Raw genomic sequence first — 14,922 nt, 5'->3', positions numbered from 1 at the left:
ATGTGACCAAAAAGTGTTCTATGGTTTTCAACGTTGCAAGCGCGATTGGCGCAGCGGTAGCGCGCTTCGTTCACACCGAAGAGGTCACTGGTTCGATCCCAGTATCGCGCACAATGAAGGCCCCGATTCCAGTAGGAATCGGGGCCTTGTGCATTCCAAGACGAACACGTGGTGGGCGCTCGTGTGCCTGTCGGAACCGGGTCGTAGTCTGATGCCCATGACGCAACCACGCTTGGCCCAACAAACTCCCTACGGACGCATGTACGCGCGTGCGGAGGGGCAGGATCCGCAGGTTCCGTCCATCACCACGGTGATCGGCTGCGAGTCCAATGACCTGGGCGGCTGGTACGGCTACAGCGCTGCGCAGGCCTTGGCAGCGGACCCGCAGCTTCCCGACGCGCTGCGCGATTCACGACGCCGCCGCGCCCTGGTCAATCACGCGGCCAAGGCTGCCGAGCGCCACAGGGATCGCGCTGCCGAGCGCGGCGATCGCGTTCACGACTACTGCGAACAGTTGGCACTGCGAGCCATGGGGCGGGAGCATCGGGTCGAACAGGCCCGCGAGACGCTGGCCGAGAATCAGGAATCCCGTTTCGCAGATAGCGCTGACCAATGGTGGGCGCTGTACCGCCCTGAGCCGCTGGCCGCCGAAATCACCGTGTGGAACTCCACGGTGGGCTACGCCGGAACTCTTGACCTGGTGGCGCGCATCGGCGGGAAGGTCTGCCTGATCGACTACAAGACGCGCGGCACGGACCGCAATGGACGGGTCAAAGCTCCTGACGCCAAGGTGGTCACCCAACTCGTGGCCGGTTTGAAGGCGGAGGAGTCCCTGGTGGACGCTGCAGCCGGTGAATGGCAGCCGTGGGAGTATGCGAACGCGGATGTCCTGATGGCGGTGGCCATTGGTGACACAGAGGCCCTGTCCGTCCAGGCGGTTCCGGATCAGCTGCCGGCCCACTGGTTCAAGTTCTGTGCTCTGGCCAAGGTGTGGGCCCGATCAGCGGAGATCGAGGCCGCAGGCCAACAACTGCGAGCCATTGTTCCGCCGCCGCTCGACCACAACCCGGTGGGCAGGGGCGCCATGTCCGTGACCGTAGACTTGAAGGAAACCCAGATTCAGGCAACCGAGGAGAGCAATTCGCAGTGACTATCCTGCGCATTCGAACCCAGGGCGACCCAGTCCTCAGGACACCGGCACTCACCGTCACGGATTTCGACGAATCGCTGCGCACGCTGATCAGCGACATGTTCGAGACCATGTACGCAGTAAAAGGTGTGGGGCTGGCGGCACCTCAGGTGGGTGTGGGACTACAGATCTTCACCTGGGATATCGGCGATGATTCCGGCCACGTGATCAACCCCAGCATTGAAGTGGGGGACGAGCCCCAGGAAGGCGGCGAGGGCTGCCTGTCGGTGCCGGGGCCGGGTTATGACACGCCGAGAGCCAATCACGCGATCATCACGGGCGTGGACATGAACGGAGAACCCGTACGCCGAGAGGGTACCGGGTTGCTCGCACGCTGTTTCCAACACGAGACGGACCACCTGCACGGCACGTTGTTCGTCGACCGGCTGGAAGGTGAGGTTCGCAAGGAAGCGATGCGCGCCATGAGGGCTCCCGAGTACCAGGACATCGTGGACACCGTGACTCGGGAACGCGAAACTCAGCGACTCGGTGCCTCGGCCGATGCGACGTCTGCCACGAAATCATCCCTGCGGTCCAATGCCTTCCAGGGAGCTAACACGCGGTCGGGGTCGGCCACGAGCGGCTCGAAAGATTCCGTCGGTTCATCCTTTACCGGTTCCTCTTTCAGAGGTTCTCCCACAGGTTCCTCCTTCACAGGATCGGCCTTCAATCGCGGAAAGGACTCCTGATCATGACTGAGCGTCTCAAAGTTCTCTACGCCGGTACTCCGGCCACCGCGGTGATCCCCCTCGATGCCCTGGTTGACCGCGATGACGTGGACGTCGTCGCCGTCCTGACCCGCGAGGACGCACCCGTGGGCCGGAAGAAGGTCCTCACACCGTCGCCGGTTGCACAACGAGCCGACGAGCTGAACATTCCTACCCTCAAGGCCAACCGAGCCACGGCGGAGCTGGTCGACCAGTTGCGTGCCACCGGTGCGGAAATTGCGGCCGTGGTGGCGTACGGCGCGCTGCTGCCGCGTCCGGTGCTGGATGCCTTCGAACACGGATGGATCAATCTGCACTTTTCGCTCTTGCCGCAGTGGCGCGGGGCAGCCCCGGTGCAACGAGCCCTGATGGCCGGTGACACCATGATGGGCGCGACTACCTTCCTGCTGGATGAAGGTATGGACACGGGCGCCGTCGTCGGAACCCTCACCGACCCCGTCCGCAACGATGACACCGCCGGTTCCGTGCTGGAGCGGTTGTCCCACAGCGGATCGTCCTTGTTGGCGGATTCCCTGGTGGCCGTGGCCACCGGGCAGGCAAAGCCCGTTCCCCAAGAGGGAGAGGCCAGCACAGCCCCCAAACTGACCGGCGCCCAGGCACGGATCGACTGGAACCACCCTGCCGTGGCCATCTCCCATCACGTGCGCGGTGTGACCCCGGAACCGGGAGCCTGGACCGAGTACAACGGGCAACGGATGAAAATCGACCGCGTGATCCCCACGCCTGAGGTCACGGGAATGGCTCCCGGCCACGTGGAACTGCGGGACGGTGCGGTCTATGCGGGTACCGGTTCGTACGCGGTGGAACTCACCCGTGTGCAGCCCTCCGGCAAGAAACCCATGGCCGCCCTCGATTGGGCGCGCGGTCAGCAACGCAGTGAACAGGTGGTCTTCGGATGAGCGAGCGCGGTTACCGCAACGCCAAGGGACACGAGCGCAATCGGCGCGCGCAAAAGGATCGTTCATTCTCGGCGCAGGCCCCGGGGCAACGACGCCGCTCGTCCGACCCCGCGCGGCTCACGGCCTATCAAGCGTTGCGCGCGGTCAACGGCGAGGACGCCTACGGCAACCTGGTGCTGCCCCAACTCGTACGCAAGAACCGGTTGGACAAGCGAGACGCCGCCTTCGCCACCGAGCTGGCCTACGGTGCGATGCGCCGGCAGGGAACGTGGGACGCCGTTCTCGAACACTGCGTGGACCGTCCCCTCAAAGAATTGGATCCCCAGGTCCTGGACGCCCTGCGATTGGGAGTGCACCAACTCCTCGCGATGCGCGTTCCGGACCACGCGGCCCTCGATGCCACGGTGGGTCTGGTGCGAGGCGAGATCGGTCAGGGCCCGGCGGGTCTGGTCAATGCGGTGCTTCGCAAGGTCGCGCGCCAGAGCACCGAGGAGTGGCTCGATCAGCTCGAATCCGAGCAGTCGGATGACCTGCGCAAGCTGGGCGTGCGCTACTCCCATCCCGCGTGGGAGGTTCGTGCGCTGCGTCGTGCGCTGCGCATGAGCGGACGATCCCCGGAAGAGATCGAAGACCTCTTGGAGGCCAACAACGCACCCCCTCGAGTGCACCTGGTCGCACTTCCCGAGCTGGGGAGCCTGGACGCGGCCCTGGACGAGGGCGCAACGCCCGGAACACTCGTGGCGGACAGCGCCGAGAGCGCCGGGGGAGACGTGCATCGGATTCCCGGAACACGGGACGGCACCGTGCGCGTCCAGGACGCCGGCTCCCAGTTGGTGGCCCGCGTGCTCGCAGAAGTGCCGGTCGAGAACGACCACGGGAAGTGGGCCGATTTCTGTGCCGGCCCCGGTGGCAAAGCATCCCTGCTCGCCGCGCTGGCGGATCAACAGGACGCCCGGCTGTATGCCAACGAAGTCAGCGATCACCGGGCGGACCTCGTCGAACAGGCACTGGCCGCAGTGCCGGAACGGGCCTGGAGCCTCCGCGTGGGCGACGGTCGCGACATCCCCGGGGAGATGCCGGGTGGATTCGACCGCGTGCTCGTGGACGTGCCGTGCACGGGACTGGGCGCCCTCCGGCGTCGCCCGGAGGCGCGGTGGCGCCGCACCCCCGCGGACGTGGCCGAGCTGGGATCGTTGCAGCGGGAGCTCCTAACCGCCGCGCTGGATTCCACCCGCCCCGGTGGCGTGGTGCTCTACGCGACCTGCTCGCCGCACACCGCGGAGACGCTGGACGTGGTCTCGGACATCGTGGAGTCCCGTGATGACGCCCAGATCTTGGACACGGCTCGCTATGCTCGCGACGCCGCTCTGCCGGGAGCTCTCGACGGCGACCGGTCCGCCGAGCTCGACTGGCCGAACGGTGGCAGCAGCGTGCAGCTGTGGCCCCACGTGCACGGAACCGACGCCATGTTCATGATCGCCGTGCGGAAATCCGCCTGACCCTCACACCCCTGGAGACACCATGAGCCGTTGTGCCATCCACCCGTCCATCCTGTCCGCAGACTTCTCCCGTCTGGCCGAGGAACTGCAGCGCATTTCCAACGCCGATGCCGCCCACGTGGACGTCATGGACAACCACTTCGTGCCGAACCTGACGCTCGGGTTGCCCGTGGTGGAAAGCTTGCAGAAGGTCAGCCCCGTCCCCCTGGACATGCACCTGATGATTGAGGATCCCGACCGATGGGCTCCGGCCTACGCGGAGGCCGGATGTGCGTCGGTGACGTTCCACGCGGAGGCGGCCGCCGCACCGATCAAGCTCGCCCGTGAACTGCGGGCAGCAGGGTCTAGGGCGGGGCTTGCGGTGCGTCCGGCCACGCCTATCGAACCGTACCTGGACCTGCTGCCCGAACTGGACATGCTGCTCATCATGACCGTGGAACCCGGTTTCGGGGGGCAGAAGTTCTTGGACGTGACGCTGCCCAAGCTCCGCCGAGCGGCCCAGGCTGTAAAGGCCCACGGTGGCACGGTGGCGCTACAGGTGGACGGCGGGGTCACGGAGGAGACGATTGTGCGGGCCGCCGAGGCCGGTGCAGACACGTTCGTCGCGGGCTCCGCGGTGTACGGCAAGGATGATCCCGCCGCGGCAATCGACGCTCTGCGCGAAATCGCGAGGGCCCATCAGGACGGCTGAATCGAGTGCTCCATGCCGCGATTGAATCCCGTGTTCCTCGGTGCCAGCGCCCGCTATGAGCAGCGTACGAGCACGACGAACCGCGGCGAGAGTGCACTCTGGCGCGGGCGAACTTTCGTGCGAGTCCCGCGCACCGTGGCATAATTCAAATCACAACGTGTTCCGGGGTCGGTGTAAGTCCGAACCGGCGGTTACAGTCCGCGAACCGTGAACGCTCGTCGCACAGAGTCACGCGATGGAGTGGGAACGGCCGAACCGGTGAAATTCCGGTACCGACAGTCACAGTCTGGATGGTAGGCACACGTGGATATCGGCTCGCCACCCTTTTTCAGGGGTGCCGTTGCGATGCTCGTACCCATGGGCATGATCCGCTATCTCCGCCCCGGAGCCGCAAGGATTCAGGGCGAGAGGATGTTCCGTGGACGTATTGCGCTGGCTGTTCGACGCGCAACTGCAGGTGGGTAACGGATTCATCCTGTGGCGAGAAGTGCTGGGTAACGTCTTCGGTCTGCTGTCCGCGCTCGGCGGCATGCGCCGCAAGATCTGGGCGTGGCCCGTGGGCATCCTGGGCAATCTGATTCTGCTGACCGTGTTCCTGGGCGCGGTGTTCGACACCCCCAATCCGGTCAACCTGCTCGGCCAAGCCGGCCGCCAAGTCATGTTCATTGCGGTATCGGTGTACGGCTGGGTGCAGTGGCGTCGCTCAAGGGGTAACAACCAAGAGGCCGTGACGCCGCGCTGGGCTACCGGCAAGCAACGCTTCCTCCTGATCGCCGCGCTCGTGTTCGGCACCGCACTGCTGACCCCCGGCTTCCGCGCACTGGGCTCCTACGAACCGGTCTGGGCTGATGCCTGGATCTTCATGGGTTCACTGCTGGCGACCTACGGCATGGCCAAGGGCTGGGTCGAGTTCTGGCTGATCTGGGTGGCCGTGGACCTGGTCGGAGTGCCGTTACTGTTCTCCGCCGGTTACTACGCGTCCGGTCTGATGTACGTGTTCTACGGAGCGTTCACACTGGTGGGATTCTTCGTCTGGTGGCGCGTGAACTCCAAGCAGCGCAAACAGGCCACGATCGAGACCGGATTCCCGGATCTCCACCTGAAAGTGGGGGACGACTCGAAATGATCCCCTCGGCACAGGAACGAACGGACCCCGGCTTCACCTCCGCCGAGCACACGGCCATGACGGCCGCGCTCGACGCCGCGGCCCGGGGGGTGCGTGGCGCCAACCCCGTGGTGGGTGCGGCCCTGCTCCACCGAGATGGCCGCATCCTACACACCGGTCATCACAGCGGCGCAGGCACACTCCACGCCGAGGCGGACGCCCTGCGCAAGGCCAAAGAAGCAGGCACAGACCTTGCCCATGTGACCATGGTGATCACCCTGGAACCTTGCAACCACATGGGGCGGACCGGCCCCTGCACGGGCGCGATCCTTGACGCGGGAATCGACAGCGTTATTTTCGCCGTTCATGACGGCACGGAAGCCGCCAGCGGGGGAGGCGCGTTCCTCGCGGATCACGGGGTTTCGGTGCGTCACGGGCTGTTGGCCGAGCAGGCCGCCGATCTCAATGACCGGTGGTTCAACGCTCAGTTCCAGAACCGCCCGTTCGTGACGCTCAAGATCGCCCAGTCGCTGGACGGCAGGGTGGCTGCCCCGGACGGAACCAGCCAGTGGATCACGGGCCCGTCCGCCCGCGAGGCAGGCCACGAGATCCGCGCCCGAGTGGATGCCATATTGGTGGGCGGCGGCACGGCCCGCGTGGACAACCCCACGCTGACGGCCCGCGACGCTCAGGGCAACCCCCGAGACCACCAACCGCTGCGAGCGGTCATGTCTCGCACCCCTGTGGCCCACGACGCCCGGGTACGCCGCGGCGTCGTTGCGCGCGAGGACAGTGGCGAGACGTCCGACGGTCGCTTCGTCTGGCTCAACACCCACGATCCCGCCGAAGCCCTCGCCCGGTTGGGTGCGCTGGGCGTCGCCCACGTGCTCGTCGAGGGCGGTCCCACGGTCAGCGCCGCGTTCCTCGCCGCGAACCTCGTGGACGAGCTCTGGCTCTACCAAGCCCCCATGATTCTCGGCGATGGGAAAGCCGCACTGGCACCCCTGCCGACACAGACCCTCGCCGACGCCGCTCGCTGGCGTTCCGATCCCGTGGCCGGGCCGTCGGTCCGCACCTTGGGAAACGACGTCGCGTGGCATTTACGACCCGCCGCGGTCTCGGCCTCGAAGTAGTTCAGTACGAAGGAGCAGGACATGTTTACCGGAATTGTCGCGGCACAGGCCACGGTGGAGCGCATTGAGCGACTCGCCCAGGACGCCGCACGGCTGCACGTGGACGCTGGGCAGATCATCGCGGATCTGCCTCACGGTGGTTCTCTGGCGGTCAACGGTGTGTGCCTGACCGCCGTGCCCGCACCCGAGGCAGGCGCCGGACGTTTCACCGCCGACGTCATGGGCGAGACCCTTCGCCTGACCACTCTGGGAGAACTGTCCGAGGGCGAGAACGTCAACCTGGAACGCTGCACCGTTGCCGGCGAACGTTTGGACGGCCACGTGGTGCAAGGCCACGTGGATGGCGTGGGAACGGTGGTCTCCCGCACGGAGCACACCGGGTGGCACACGGTACGCATCCAGGTTCCCACCGAGCTCGCGAAGTACATCGCGGTCAAGGGATCCATCGCCGTGGACGGCGTGTCCCTGACGGTAACGGCCGTGAACCCTGCGACCGAGGACCCAGCGTGGTTCGAGGTGGGCCTGATCCCCGAAACCCTGCGTGCCACCACACTGGGACGCCGCACCGAAGGGTCCACCGTCAACATCGAGGTGGATGTGTTGGCCAAGTACGCCGAGCGACTGGCCTCGTATGCCGCACCGGCGGCGTCGGCACGGGTACGCCTGGATCCCGTACCCGCGGCCATTTCGGCCATCGCCGCGGGGCACGCCGTGGTGGTCGTGGACGACGAGGACCGCGAGAACGAGGGCGACTTGGTGTTCGCGGCCCAGCACGCCACGCAACAACTCATGGGTTTCACCATCCGCCACAGCTCGGGGGTCGTCTGCATCCCCATGCCTCACGAGCGAGCTGATGCTCTGGCACTTCCGGCCATGACCGTGCACAACGAGGACTCCAAGGGCACCGCCTACACGGTCACGTGTGATGCTCGGGTGGGCGTCAGCACCGGTATCAGTGCGGCGGATCGAGCCCTGACCTCGCGCTTGCTCGCCGACCCCGGAACCGGTCCGGCAGAGCTCACACGTCCCGGCCACATCCTGCCGCTGCGCGCGGTGGACGGTGGCGTGCGCGTGCGCCGAGGACACACCGAGGCCTCCGTGGAACTGGCACGCCTGGCCGGTTGTGAGCCGGTCGGCGCTATTGCGGAGATCGTGGATGACCAGGGTGAACTGTTGCGCGCCCCCGCGCTACGCGAGTTCGCGGACCGGCACGGGCTGTTCATGATCAGCATCGAGGACCTCGTGGACTACCTGGAGCAGCGCGCGGCGGGTGAGGCAGCGGCGTCGTCGCCGGTGGACGCTCCCACCGACACGCGGGACCTGTCCGCATGAGCACGGGACCCGAAACCCTGGACCACTCGGAAGCGGTGACCATCCCCACCGAGTACGGCACATTCTCCGTGATGGGTTGGTTGGTGCCTGAACCTAACGGCCGGGCCGCCGCCGAACACGTGTCGCTGAGTGCCGCGCCCACCAGCGCGGAAGAAGCGAGCAAGCCGACCCTGGTCCGATTGCACTCCGAATGCATCACCGGCGACGTGTTCGGCTCGTGGCGCTGCGACTGTGGGCCCCAACTGCACCTGGCGCTGGAGCGGATCGCTCAACACGGCGGGACCGCGCTGTACTTGCGCAATCACGAGGGCCGCGGTATCGGCCTGATCAACAAGCTGCGCGCCTACAAGTTGCAGGACCGCGGCGCGGACACGGTCGAGGCCAATACGATGCTCGGCCTGCCCGCCGAAGCCCGCGACTACACCGCGGCCGCCCGGATCCTCAAGGAAATGAGTCTGACGCGCATCCGCTTGCTCACCAACAACCCGGACAAGGTCAGGAAGCTGGAAGCTCTGGGGATCACCGTGGAATCCGTGGTGCCCCATGAAGTCCCGCCGCGTGAAGAAAACCTACGGTACTTACTGACCAAGCGCGACCGGATGCACCATCACCTGACCGAACTCGCGTCCATTGAACCCGGTGCCACCAAACACAGCACCGACACCACGAATCTCAACACCACGAACCCCAGCACAGGAGAAGAATCATGAGCGGACACGGAGCTCCCGTCACCAACGCCGGCGAACTCAACGGCGAAAACCTCACCGTGGCGGTTGTCGCGGCCAGTTGGCACGACCAGATCATGGACGGACTGCTGGACGGCACCCGTCGCGCGCTGACGGACGCGCGCGTGGGCAACGTGGTCGAGGTGCGCGTGCCCGGTAGCTTCGAATTGCCGGTGGCGGCGCGTCGACTGGCCGAGACCGCGGACGCCGTGGTGGCCCTCGGCGTGGTCATCCGCGGCGGAACGCCCCACTTCGACTACGTGTGCTCCGCCGCGACCACCGGTTTGACCGACGTCTCAGTGGTCACCGGCAAGCCCGTGGGTTTCGGCGTGCTCACATGTGACACCGAGGAACAGGGCCTGGACCGCGCCGGCCTGGAGGGCTCGAGCGAGGACAAGGGCTACGAAGCAGCGGAGGCTGCCGTGCGTACCGCCCTGACCCTGCGCGAACTCGGGGTCTGAGGCGGGCCCCGCGCCACGGTTCAACTGATAGGGCACGAAACCATTACCCTAAAGGGGTGAAGACCTTCGAAGCCCTGTTTGCCGAAATCACCCAAAAAGCCGCTGACCGTCCGGAGGGTTCCGGAACCGTCAAAGAATTGGATTCGGGAATCCATGGCATCGGGAAGAAGGTCGTCGAAGAGGCCGCTGAAGTCTGGATGGCCTGCGAATACGAAACCGACGACCAAGCCGCCGAAGAAATCTCGCAACTGCTCTACCACCTGCAGGTCATGATGGTGGCCAAGGGCCTGCGTCTCGAAGACGTCTACAAATACCTGTGATCCCGTGCCGGTCAGTTCCGGCCCTCCCCATTCCAGCCCTTTGGAAAGGAACCCCATGCTGCGAGTAGCCGTGCCCAACAAGGGCGCGCTGTCCGAAGCCGCCATCACCATGCTCACCGAGGCCGGTTACCGGCAGCGGCGCAACAGCCGCGAGCTGGTGTTGGTCGACAACGAGAACAACGTCGAGTTCTTCTACCTGCGCCCCCGGGACATCGCCATTTACGTGGGCGGTGGCACCCTGGACCTGGGGATCACCGGCCGCGACCTGCTGCTGGACTCCGGTGCCGAGGCCATGGAGGACCTGGGGCTGGATTTTGCTCGCTCGACCTTCCACCTGGCCGGGCCCACGGGACAATTCGCGTCCGTCAAGGAACTCGAGGGCAAGCGAGTGGCCACGAGCTACGAACTGCTGCTGAGCAAGTACCTGGAAAAGCACGGCGTCAACGCTGAGGTCGTCCGCCTGGACGGTGCCGTGGAGTCCTCGATCCGCCTGGGCGTGGCAGATGCCATTGCTGACGTGGTGGAAACCGGCAACACGCTGCGCGCGGCGGGCCTGGAAATTTTTGACGAGCCCATCATGCGCTCGGAGGCACTGTTGATCCGTCGTCAGGATCAGGGGGAGCCGGAGGGCCTCGAGGTGCTGCGCCGTCGACTGCGCGGTGTACTGGTCGCTCGCCAGTACGTGATGATGGACTACGACATTTCCGAGGATCTGTTGGAAGCCGCCACCAAGATCACCCCCGGGATGCAGAGCCCCACCATTTCCCCGCTGGACCGAGACGGGTCGGTGGCCGTGCGCGCCATGGTGCGCAAACGCGACACCAACAAGATCATGGACTCCCTCTACGAGGCCGGGGCCCGCGCGATCCTCGTCTCGCCCATTCAGGCAGCCCGGATCTGACGCGCGTACGCTACCCGTTTCAGCAAGTAGTTAGGACAGCACTATGGGTGTGGCCGTACGAGTGATCCCGTGCCTCGACGTGGACGCGGGGCGCGTGGTCAAGGGCGTGAACTTCGAGAACCTCCGCGACGCCGGCGACCCGGTGGAACTCGCCGCTCGGTACAACCTGGCCGGCGCGGATGAACTGACGTTCCTGGACGTCACCGCCTCATCGAGTGACCGCGCCACGATGTTCGACGTTGTCTCCCGCACCGCGGAGCAGGTGTTCATCCCGCTCACCGTGGGTGGTGGCGTGCGTACCCCGGAGGACGTCGACCGTCTCCTGCGCACCGGCGCGGACAAAGCCTCGATCAACACTGCGGCCATCGCCCGGCCCGAGGTCATCAACGAGATCACCAATCGATTTGGCAATCAGGTGCTCGTGCTCTCGTGCGATGCGAAACGCACGGGTAATACGCCGTCCGGCTTCGAGGTCACCACGCACGGTGGCCGACAGCTCACCGGCATCGACGCCCTGGACTGGTGTCAGGAGGCCGAGGAACGCGGAGTGGGGGAGATTCTCCTCAACTCCATGGACGCGGACGGCACCCGCGAGGGCTTCGATCTGGACATGATTCGCGCGGTGCGCGAACGCGTGTCCGTGCCGCTGATTGCCTCCGGAGGAGCGGGTTCCCCCGAGCACTTCCCGCCCGCGGTCGCAGCCGGGGCCGACGCCGTTCTGGCCGCCTCGGTCTTCCACTTCGGTCCCGTGGGTGCAATCGCCGAGGTCAAGGACGCCCTGCGATCAGCAGGGTACGAGGTGCGTTGATGCGCACGGAAGAGTTGAGCGTCGTGGACAACACGCCCCAAGAATTTTTCGACAGTCGTCTGGACCCGCAGGTCGCGAGCCGTCTCAAGCGGGACTCCACCGGGCTCGTGGCCGCCGTGGTCCAGCAGTACGACACCGGCGATGTGCTCATGCTCGGCTGGATGAACGACGAAGCCCTGCACCGGACTCTCACCGAGGGCCGGGTCACGTTCTGGTCCCGTTCGCGCCAGGAATATTGGCGCAAGGGTGATACCTCCGGCCATATTCAAAAGGTGCATTCCGTCAGCCTCGATTGCGATGGAGATGCCCTGCTCGTCAAGGTCGATCAAACCGGTGCCGCATGCCACACCGGCGCGCGTACATGCTTCGACGATCGTGACCTGAACGCTCACCAGGCGGTTTAAATGCAACAGCTCGGCACCATTACCCCCACCCTGCAGGAATTTCGCGAGTACGCCGCCACGCGCCGTGTGATTCCCGTGCGCACCACGGTGCTCGCGGATTCCATGACGCCCATCGGCCTGTACCGCTCACTCGTGGTGCGCGGTGGCAAGCCGGCTCCGGGTACGTTCCTGTTGGAGTCCGCGGCAGAGGGCGGCGTCTGGTCGCGGTACTCGTTCGTGGGCGCCCGTTCCTTCGCGACACTCACGGCCAAGGACGGCCAGGCGCACTGGCTGGGGGAGGCTCCGGCAGGTGCGCCGGTGGACGGCGATCCGATGGAGGCACTGCGCGCCACCATGGATCTGCTGCACACCGAGCCCTTCGAGGGCGTACCGCCGTTGACCTCCGGCATGGTCGGTTTCGTGGGCTGGGAAGCGGTGCGCCGTTGGGAGAAGCTGCCCAACCCGCCCGAGGATGACCTGAACATGCCCGAGCTGGCCATGAACCTGGTTGCGGACATGGCCGTGCACGACAGCACAGAGGGCACCGTGATGCTGGTGGCCAATGCCGTAAACGTCAACGGCACCGATGAGAACGTGGATGCCGCCTATCACGACGCCGTCTCTCGGCTGCGGGAGATGGTCAACCGCCTGGCTACCCCGCTCGAGCGTTCCACGGTCTCGGTCATGGACCCCAATGCCCAGGACATCACCGACATCGAGGGCGCGGCCCGACAGTCGTGGGATCGCAGCCTGTTCATCGACGCGATCAACCGTGGCAAGAAGGCCATCGTGGACGGGGACATCTTCCAGGTGGTCGTCTCACGGCGCTTCGAGGCCGAATGCCGCGCGGACGCGCTGGACGTCTACCGCACGCTGCGCCGGATCAACCCCAGCCCGTACATGTACTTGTATGCGTTCGAAGATGCGGACGGTCGGCCCTACTCCATCGTGGGTTCCTCTCCGGAGGCCCTGGTCACCGTGACCGGTCGGCAGGCCATGACGCACCCGATCGCGGGTTCGCGTCCCCGCGGGGCCACCGTGGACGAGGACGTCGCCCTGGGCCATGATCTGCTCGCGGACGAGAAGGAGCGTGCCGAGCACCTCATGCTCGTGGACCTCGCGCGCAACGATCTTTCCAAGGTAGCCGTGCCCGGTTCCGTGGACGTCAGCGAGTTCATGGAGATCGAGCGCTTCAGCCACATCATGCACCTGTGCTCCACAGTCGTAGCCAAGATGCGCGAGGGCGTTTCCGCCTACGACGTGCTCGCGGCGACCTTCCCCGCGGGCACGCTCTCCGGCGCGCCCAAGCCGCGTGCCCTGCAGCTGCTCGACGAGTACGAACCGCTGCGCAGGGCCGTGTACGGCGGCGTGGTCGGCTACATGGATTTCGCTGGGAACATGGACATGGCCATCGCCATCCGCACCGCGTTGCTCGTCAATGACACGGCCTACGTTCAGGCCGGCGGCGGTATTGTGGCTGATTCGGACCCGGAGACGGAAGCTCTCGAATCCTTGAACAAGGCGACCGCACCCCTGCGTGCCGCCCTGGTGGCCGAGTCCCTGCGCGATCTCTCGCGCTGACCTGCCCCCACTTTCAGCACTAGAAAGGACCACAGTGTTGCGTCGTACGGCACCCGCAGTTCTAGCCACCCTGGTGTGCGCGATCGGACTGTTCGCCGCCTCAGCCGCCACGTGGATCCATGCCACGGTCGAGACCACCCTGCAACCGATCACCGTTGATGTCGCGGGGTCCGACGCCGCTCCGGCCGTCACGGCCCTCGGTCTCGTCGCGGGCGCGGCCGCCGTGGCCTCGACCCTTGCGGGTCGAGTCTTGCGAACCATCGTGGGTGCGGTCGTCTCGCTGGCGGGAGTCGGTGCGATCTTCGCGGTGCTCTCCGTGACCGCGGACCCCGAGAACGCGTCTCGCGGCGCCGTCGGCACCCAGACCGGAGCCGTGGGCACGGGTGGCGAGTTCGTGCTCACCGTGTCTCCTTGGCTCGCCCTCGCTGCCGCGGTCGGTTTGATCCTGTGCGGGCTGTGGCTCGTGCTGGTAGCGCGCAACGCGCGGAAGAAATCAGGGCAGCGCTACGACCGTGAGGCACTGGCGGGTAACAAAGCGGCGTCGGCGGATGAAAAGACGGTGACCACCGAACACTCCGACGACATCGACGCCTGGGACGCCTTCACGCGTGGCGAGGACCCCACTCGCGGGCCGCGACAGCGCGAGTAACCTGAGTGTGGTGCTGAACCAGCAACGCCCGAGGTAATGGCACAATGGGAGCAAAAGAATTCTCGGGGCGCTCCGACGCGCGCCGATCACTGTATGAGCCGCACGGCTCAACCGGCACGGGAGAGTGGACACACATGTCGAACACCAACCAAGTCATCCTGGACCACACGGCCGCTGTCGGTCACGGCAATACCGTTGCCGCGTGGGCCTGCATCGCCATCATGGCCGTTGGCGTGATCGTGGGTTGCGTGGGCTTCACCATTGCCTCGACCCCCGTCACCGTAGTGGGCATCGGTTTGATCGTGGTGGGCCTCATCGTGGGTGCCGTCCTCAAGGTCATGGGCCACGGCAAGGGCAGCGAGAAGCACAACCACTGAGCAGCGTGATCTCAGGACCGGTGCGCGCCCATGTGCGTCACCGGTTCACCAGACCATGACCAGTTCCCAGCGCGGCGGAACTGGTCATCGTCATACGGGCGGGTTGTGACCTGACCGATGACGGAACAAATGTAAGTGAGG

The 14,922-nt window shown here is 65.9% G+C and carries 17 protein-coding genes, 1 tRNA gene and 1 riboswitch; all 18 genes read left to right on the top strand.

Features of this window, described 5'->3' with window-relative positions; translation table 11 throughout:
- Nucleotides 1–39: 39 nt before the first annotated feature.
- The 18 genes from RF638_RS07865 (at nt 40) to RF638_RS07780 (ending at nt 14,781) form a co-directional block, all read left to right on the top strand.
- A tRNA-Val gene (locus RF638_RS07865) sits at nt 40–111 on the top strand.
- Between the two features lie 106 nt (nt 112–217).
- A complete protein-coding gene (locus RF638_RS07860; RefSeq protein WP_238662982.1) occupies nt 218–1,150 on the top strand; it encodes a cytochrome in 933 nt (310 codons plus the stop codon).
- Nucleotides 1,147–1,878: a peptide deformylase gene (gene def, locus RF638_RS07855; protein WP_095798161.1), complete on the top strand. Its 732-nt coding sequence runs from the start codon at nt 1,147–1,149 to the stop codon at nt 1,876–1,878. The genes RF638_RS07860 and def overlap by 4 nt, the downstream gene beginning before the upstream one ends.
- Nucleotides 1,879–1,880: 2 nt before the next feature.
- A complete protein-coding gene (fmt, locus tag RF638_RS07850; protein WP_095798160.1) occupies nt 1,881–2,816 on the top strand; it encodes a methionyl-tRNA formyltransferase in 936 nt (311 codons plus the stop codon).
- Nucleotides 2,813–4,315, top strand: coding sequence for an RsmB/NOP family class I SAM-dependent RNA methyltransferase (locus tag RF638_RS07845; RefSeq protein WP_095798159.1), 1,503 nt, complete (start codon nt 2,813–2,815; stop codon nt 4,313–4,315). Before fmt ends, RF638_RS07845 begins: the two co-directional genes overlap by 4 nt.
- Before the next feature lie 22 nt (nt 4,316–4,337).
- Nucleotides 4,338–5,006 carry a ribulose-phosphate 3-epimerase gene (gene rpe / locus RF638_RS07840; RefSeq protein WP_129699460.1) on the top strand — a complete coding sequence of 223 codons (669 nt, stop codon included), beginning with the start codon at nt 4,338–4,340 and terminating at the stop codon, nt 5,004–5,006.
- Between the two features lie 154 nt (nt 5,007–5,160).
- A riboswitch (FMN riboswitch) is annotated at nt 5,161–5,312 on the top strand.
- Nucleotides 5,313–5,424: 112 nt separating this feature from the next.
- Entirely contained in the window at nt 5,425–6,132 is a 708-nt protein-coding gene (gene pnuC, locus RF638_RS07835; protein WP_129699459.1) for a nicotinamide riboside transporter PnuC, read from the top strand.
- On the top strand, nt 6,129–7,244 hold the full coding sequence (ribD, locus tag RF638_RS07830; protein ID WP_254049380.1) for a bifunctional diaminohydroxyphosphoribosylaminopyrimidine deaminase/5-amino-6-(5-phosphoribosylamino)uracil reductase RibD: 1,116 nt from the start codon (nt 6,129–6,131) through the stop codon (nt 7,242–7,244). The genes pnuC and ribD overlap by 4 nt, the downstream gene beginning before the upstream one ends.
- A 21-nt stretch (nt 7,245–7,265) precedes the next feature.
- Nucleotides 7,266–8,576, top strand: coding sequence for a 3,4-dihydroxy-2-butanone-4-phosphate synthase (ribB, locus tag RF638_RS07825; protein ID WP_368841716.1), 1,311 nt, complete (start codon nt 7,266–7,268; stop codon nt 8,574–8,576).
- A complete protein-coding gene (gene ribA / locus RF638_RS07820) occupies nt 8,573–9,286 on the top strand; it encodes a GTP cyclohydrolase II (protein ID WP_368841715.1) in 714 nt (237 codons plus the stop codon). Before ribB ends, ribA begins: the two co-directional genes overlap by 4 nt.
- Nucleotides 9,283–9,762 (top strand): 6,7-dimethyl-8-ribityllumazine synthase, encoded by a 480-nt coding sequence (ribH, locus tag RF638_RS07815; RefSeq protein WP_095798154.1) that lies wholly within the window; start codon nt 9,283–9,285, stop codon nt 9,760–9,762. Before ribA ends, ribH begins: the two co-directional genes overlap by 4 nt.
- A 56-nt stretch (nt 9,763–9,818) precedes the next feature.
- Complete coding sequence (locus RF638_RS07810) at nt 9,819–10,082, top strand: phosphoribosyl-ATP diphosphatase (RefSeq protein WP_095798153.1); 264 nt, start codon at nt 9,819–9,821, stop codon at nt 10,080–10,082.
- A gap of 55 nt (nt 10,083–10,137) precedes the next feature.
- Nucleotides 10,138–10,983, top strand: coding sequence for an ATP phosphoribosyltransferase (gene hisG, locus RF638_RS07805; protein WP_368841714.1), 846 nt, complete (start codon nt 10,138–10,140; stop codon nt 10,981–10,983).
- Between the two features lie 43 nt (nt 10,984–11,026).
- A complete protein-coding gene (gene hisF, locus RF638_RS07800) occupies nt 11,027–11,791 on the top strand; it encodes an imidazole glycerol phosphate synthase subunit HisF (RefSeq protein WP_095798151.1) in 765 nt (254 codons plus the stop codon).
- Nucleotides 11,791–12,195: a phosphoribosyl-AMP cyclohydrolase gene (gene hisI, locus RF638_RS07795; RefSeq protein WP_129699458.1), complete on the top strand. Its 405-nt coding sequence runs from the start codon at nt 11,791–11,793 to the stop codon at nt 12,193–12,195. The genes hisF and hisI overlap by 1 nt, the downstream gene beginning before the upstream one ends.
- Nucleotides 12,196–13,755: an anthranilate synthase component I gene (locus tag RF638_RS07790; RefSeq protein ID WP_259915878.1), complete on the top strand. Its 1,560-nt coding sequence runs from the start codon at nt 12,196–12,198 to the stop codon at nt 13,753–13,755. It begins immediately after the preceding gene.
- Between the two features lie 34 nt (nt 13,756–13,789).
- Complete coding sequence (locus tag RF638_RS07785; RefSeq protein WP_129699456.1) at nt 13,790–14,404, top strand: Trp biosynthesis-associated membrane protein; 615 nt, start codon at nt 13,790–13,792, stop codon at nt 14,402–14,404.
- Nucleotides 14,405–14,538: 134 nt separating this feature from the next.
- Nucleotides 14,539–14,781, top strand: a complete 243-nt coding sequence (locus RF638_RS07780) for an HGxxPAAW family protein (protein WP_095798147.1) — start codon at nt 14,539–14,541, stop codon at nt 14,779–14,781.
- Nucleotides 14,782–14,922 lie beyond the last annotated feature (141 nt).

It is taken from the genome of Kocuria sp. CPCC 205235, from assembly GCF_040980905.1.
GTDB lineage: Bacteria > Actinomycetota > Actinomycetes > Actinomycetales > Micrococcaceae > Kocuria > Kocuria carniphila.
This window is presented reverse-complemented; position numbering and strand designations above follow the sequence as displayed.

Bases quoted from the DNA above. Each gene is read 5' to 3' on its own strand.
- RF638_RS07845 (WP_095798159.1), top strand. From the start codon at position 2,813: ATGAGCGAGCGCGGTTACCGCAACGCCAAGGGACACGAGCGCAATCGG.
- hisG (WP_368841714.1), top strand. From the start codon at position 10,138: ATGCTGCGAGTAGCCGTGCCCAACAAGGGCGCGCTGTCCGAAGCCGCC.
- ribD (WP_254049380.1), top strand. From the start codon at position 6,129: ATGATCCCCTCGGCACAGGAACGAACGGACCCCGGCTTCACCTCCGCC.
- rpe (WP_129699460.1), top strand. From the start codon at position 4,338: ATGAGCCGTTGTGCCATCCACCCGTCCATCCTGTCCGCAGACTTCTCC.
- ribH (WP_095798154.1), top strand. From the start codon at position 9,283: ATGAGCGGACACGGAGCTCCCGTCACCAACGCCGGCGAACTCAACGGC.
- RF638_RS07790 (WP_259915878.1), top strand. From the start codon at position 12,196: ATGCAACAGCTCGGCACCATTACCCCCACCCTGCAGGAATTTCGCGAG.
- fmt (WP_095798160.1), top strand. From the start codon at position 1,881: ATGACTGAGCGTCTCAAAGTTCTCTACGCCGGTACTCCGGCCACCGCG.
- ribB (WP_368841716.1), top strand. From the start codon at position 7,266: ATGTTTACCGGAATTGTCGCGGCACAGGCCACGGTGGAGCGCATTGAG.
- hisI (WP_129699458.1), top strand. From the start codon at position 11,791: ATGCGCACGGAAGAGTTGAGCGTCGTGGACAACACGCCCCAAGAATTT.
- RF638_RS07780 (WP_095798147.1), top strand. From the start codon at position 14,539: ATGTCGAACACCAACCAAGTCATCCTGGACCACACGGCCGCTGTCGGT.
- RF638_RS07860 (WP_238662982.1), top strand. From the start codon at position 218: ATGACGCAACCACGCTTGGCCCAACAAACTCCCTACGGACGCATGTAC.
- ribA (WP_368841715.1), top strand. From the start codon at position 8,573: ATGAGCACGGGACCCGAAACCCTGGACCACTCGGAAGCGGTGACCATC.
- hisF (WP_095798151.1), top strand. From the start codon at position 11,027: ATGGGTGTGGCCGTACGAGTGATCCCGTGCCTCGACGTGGACGCGGGG.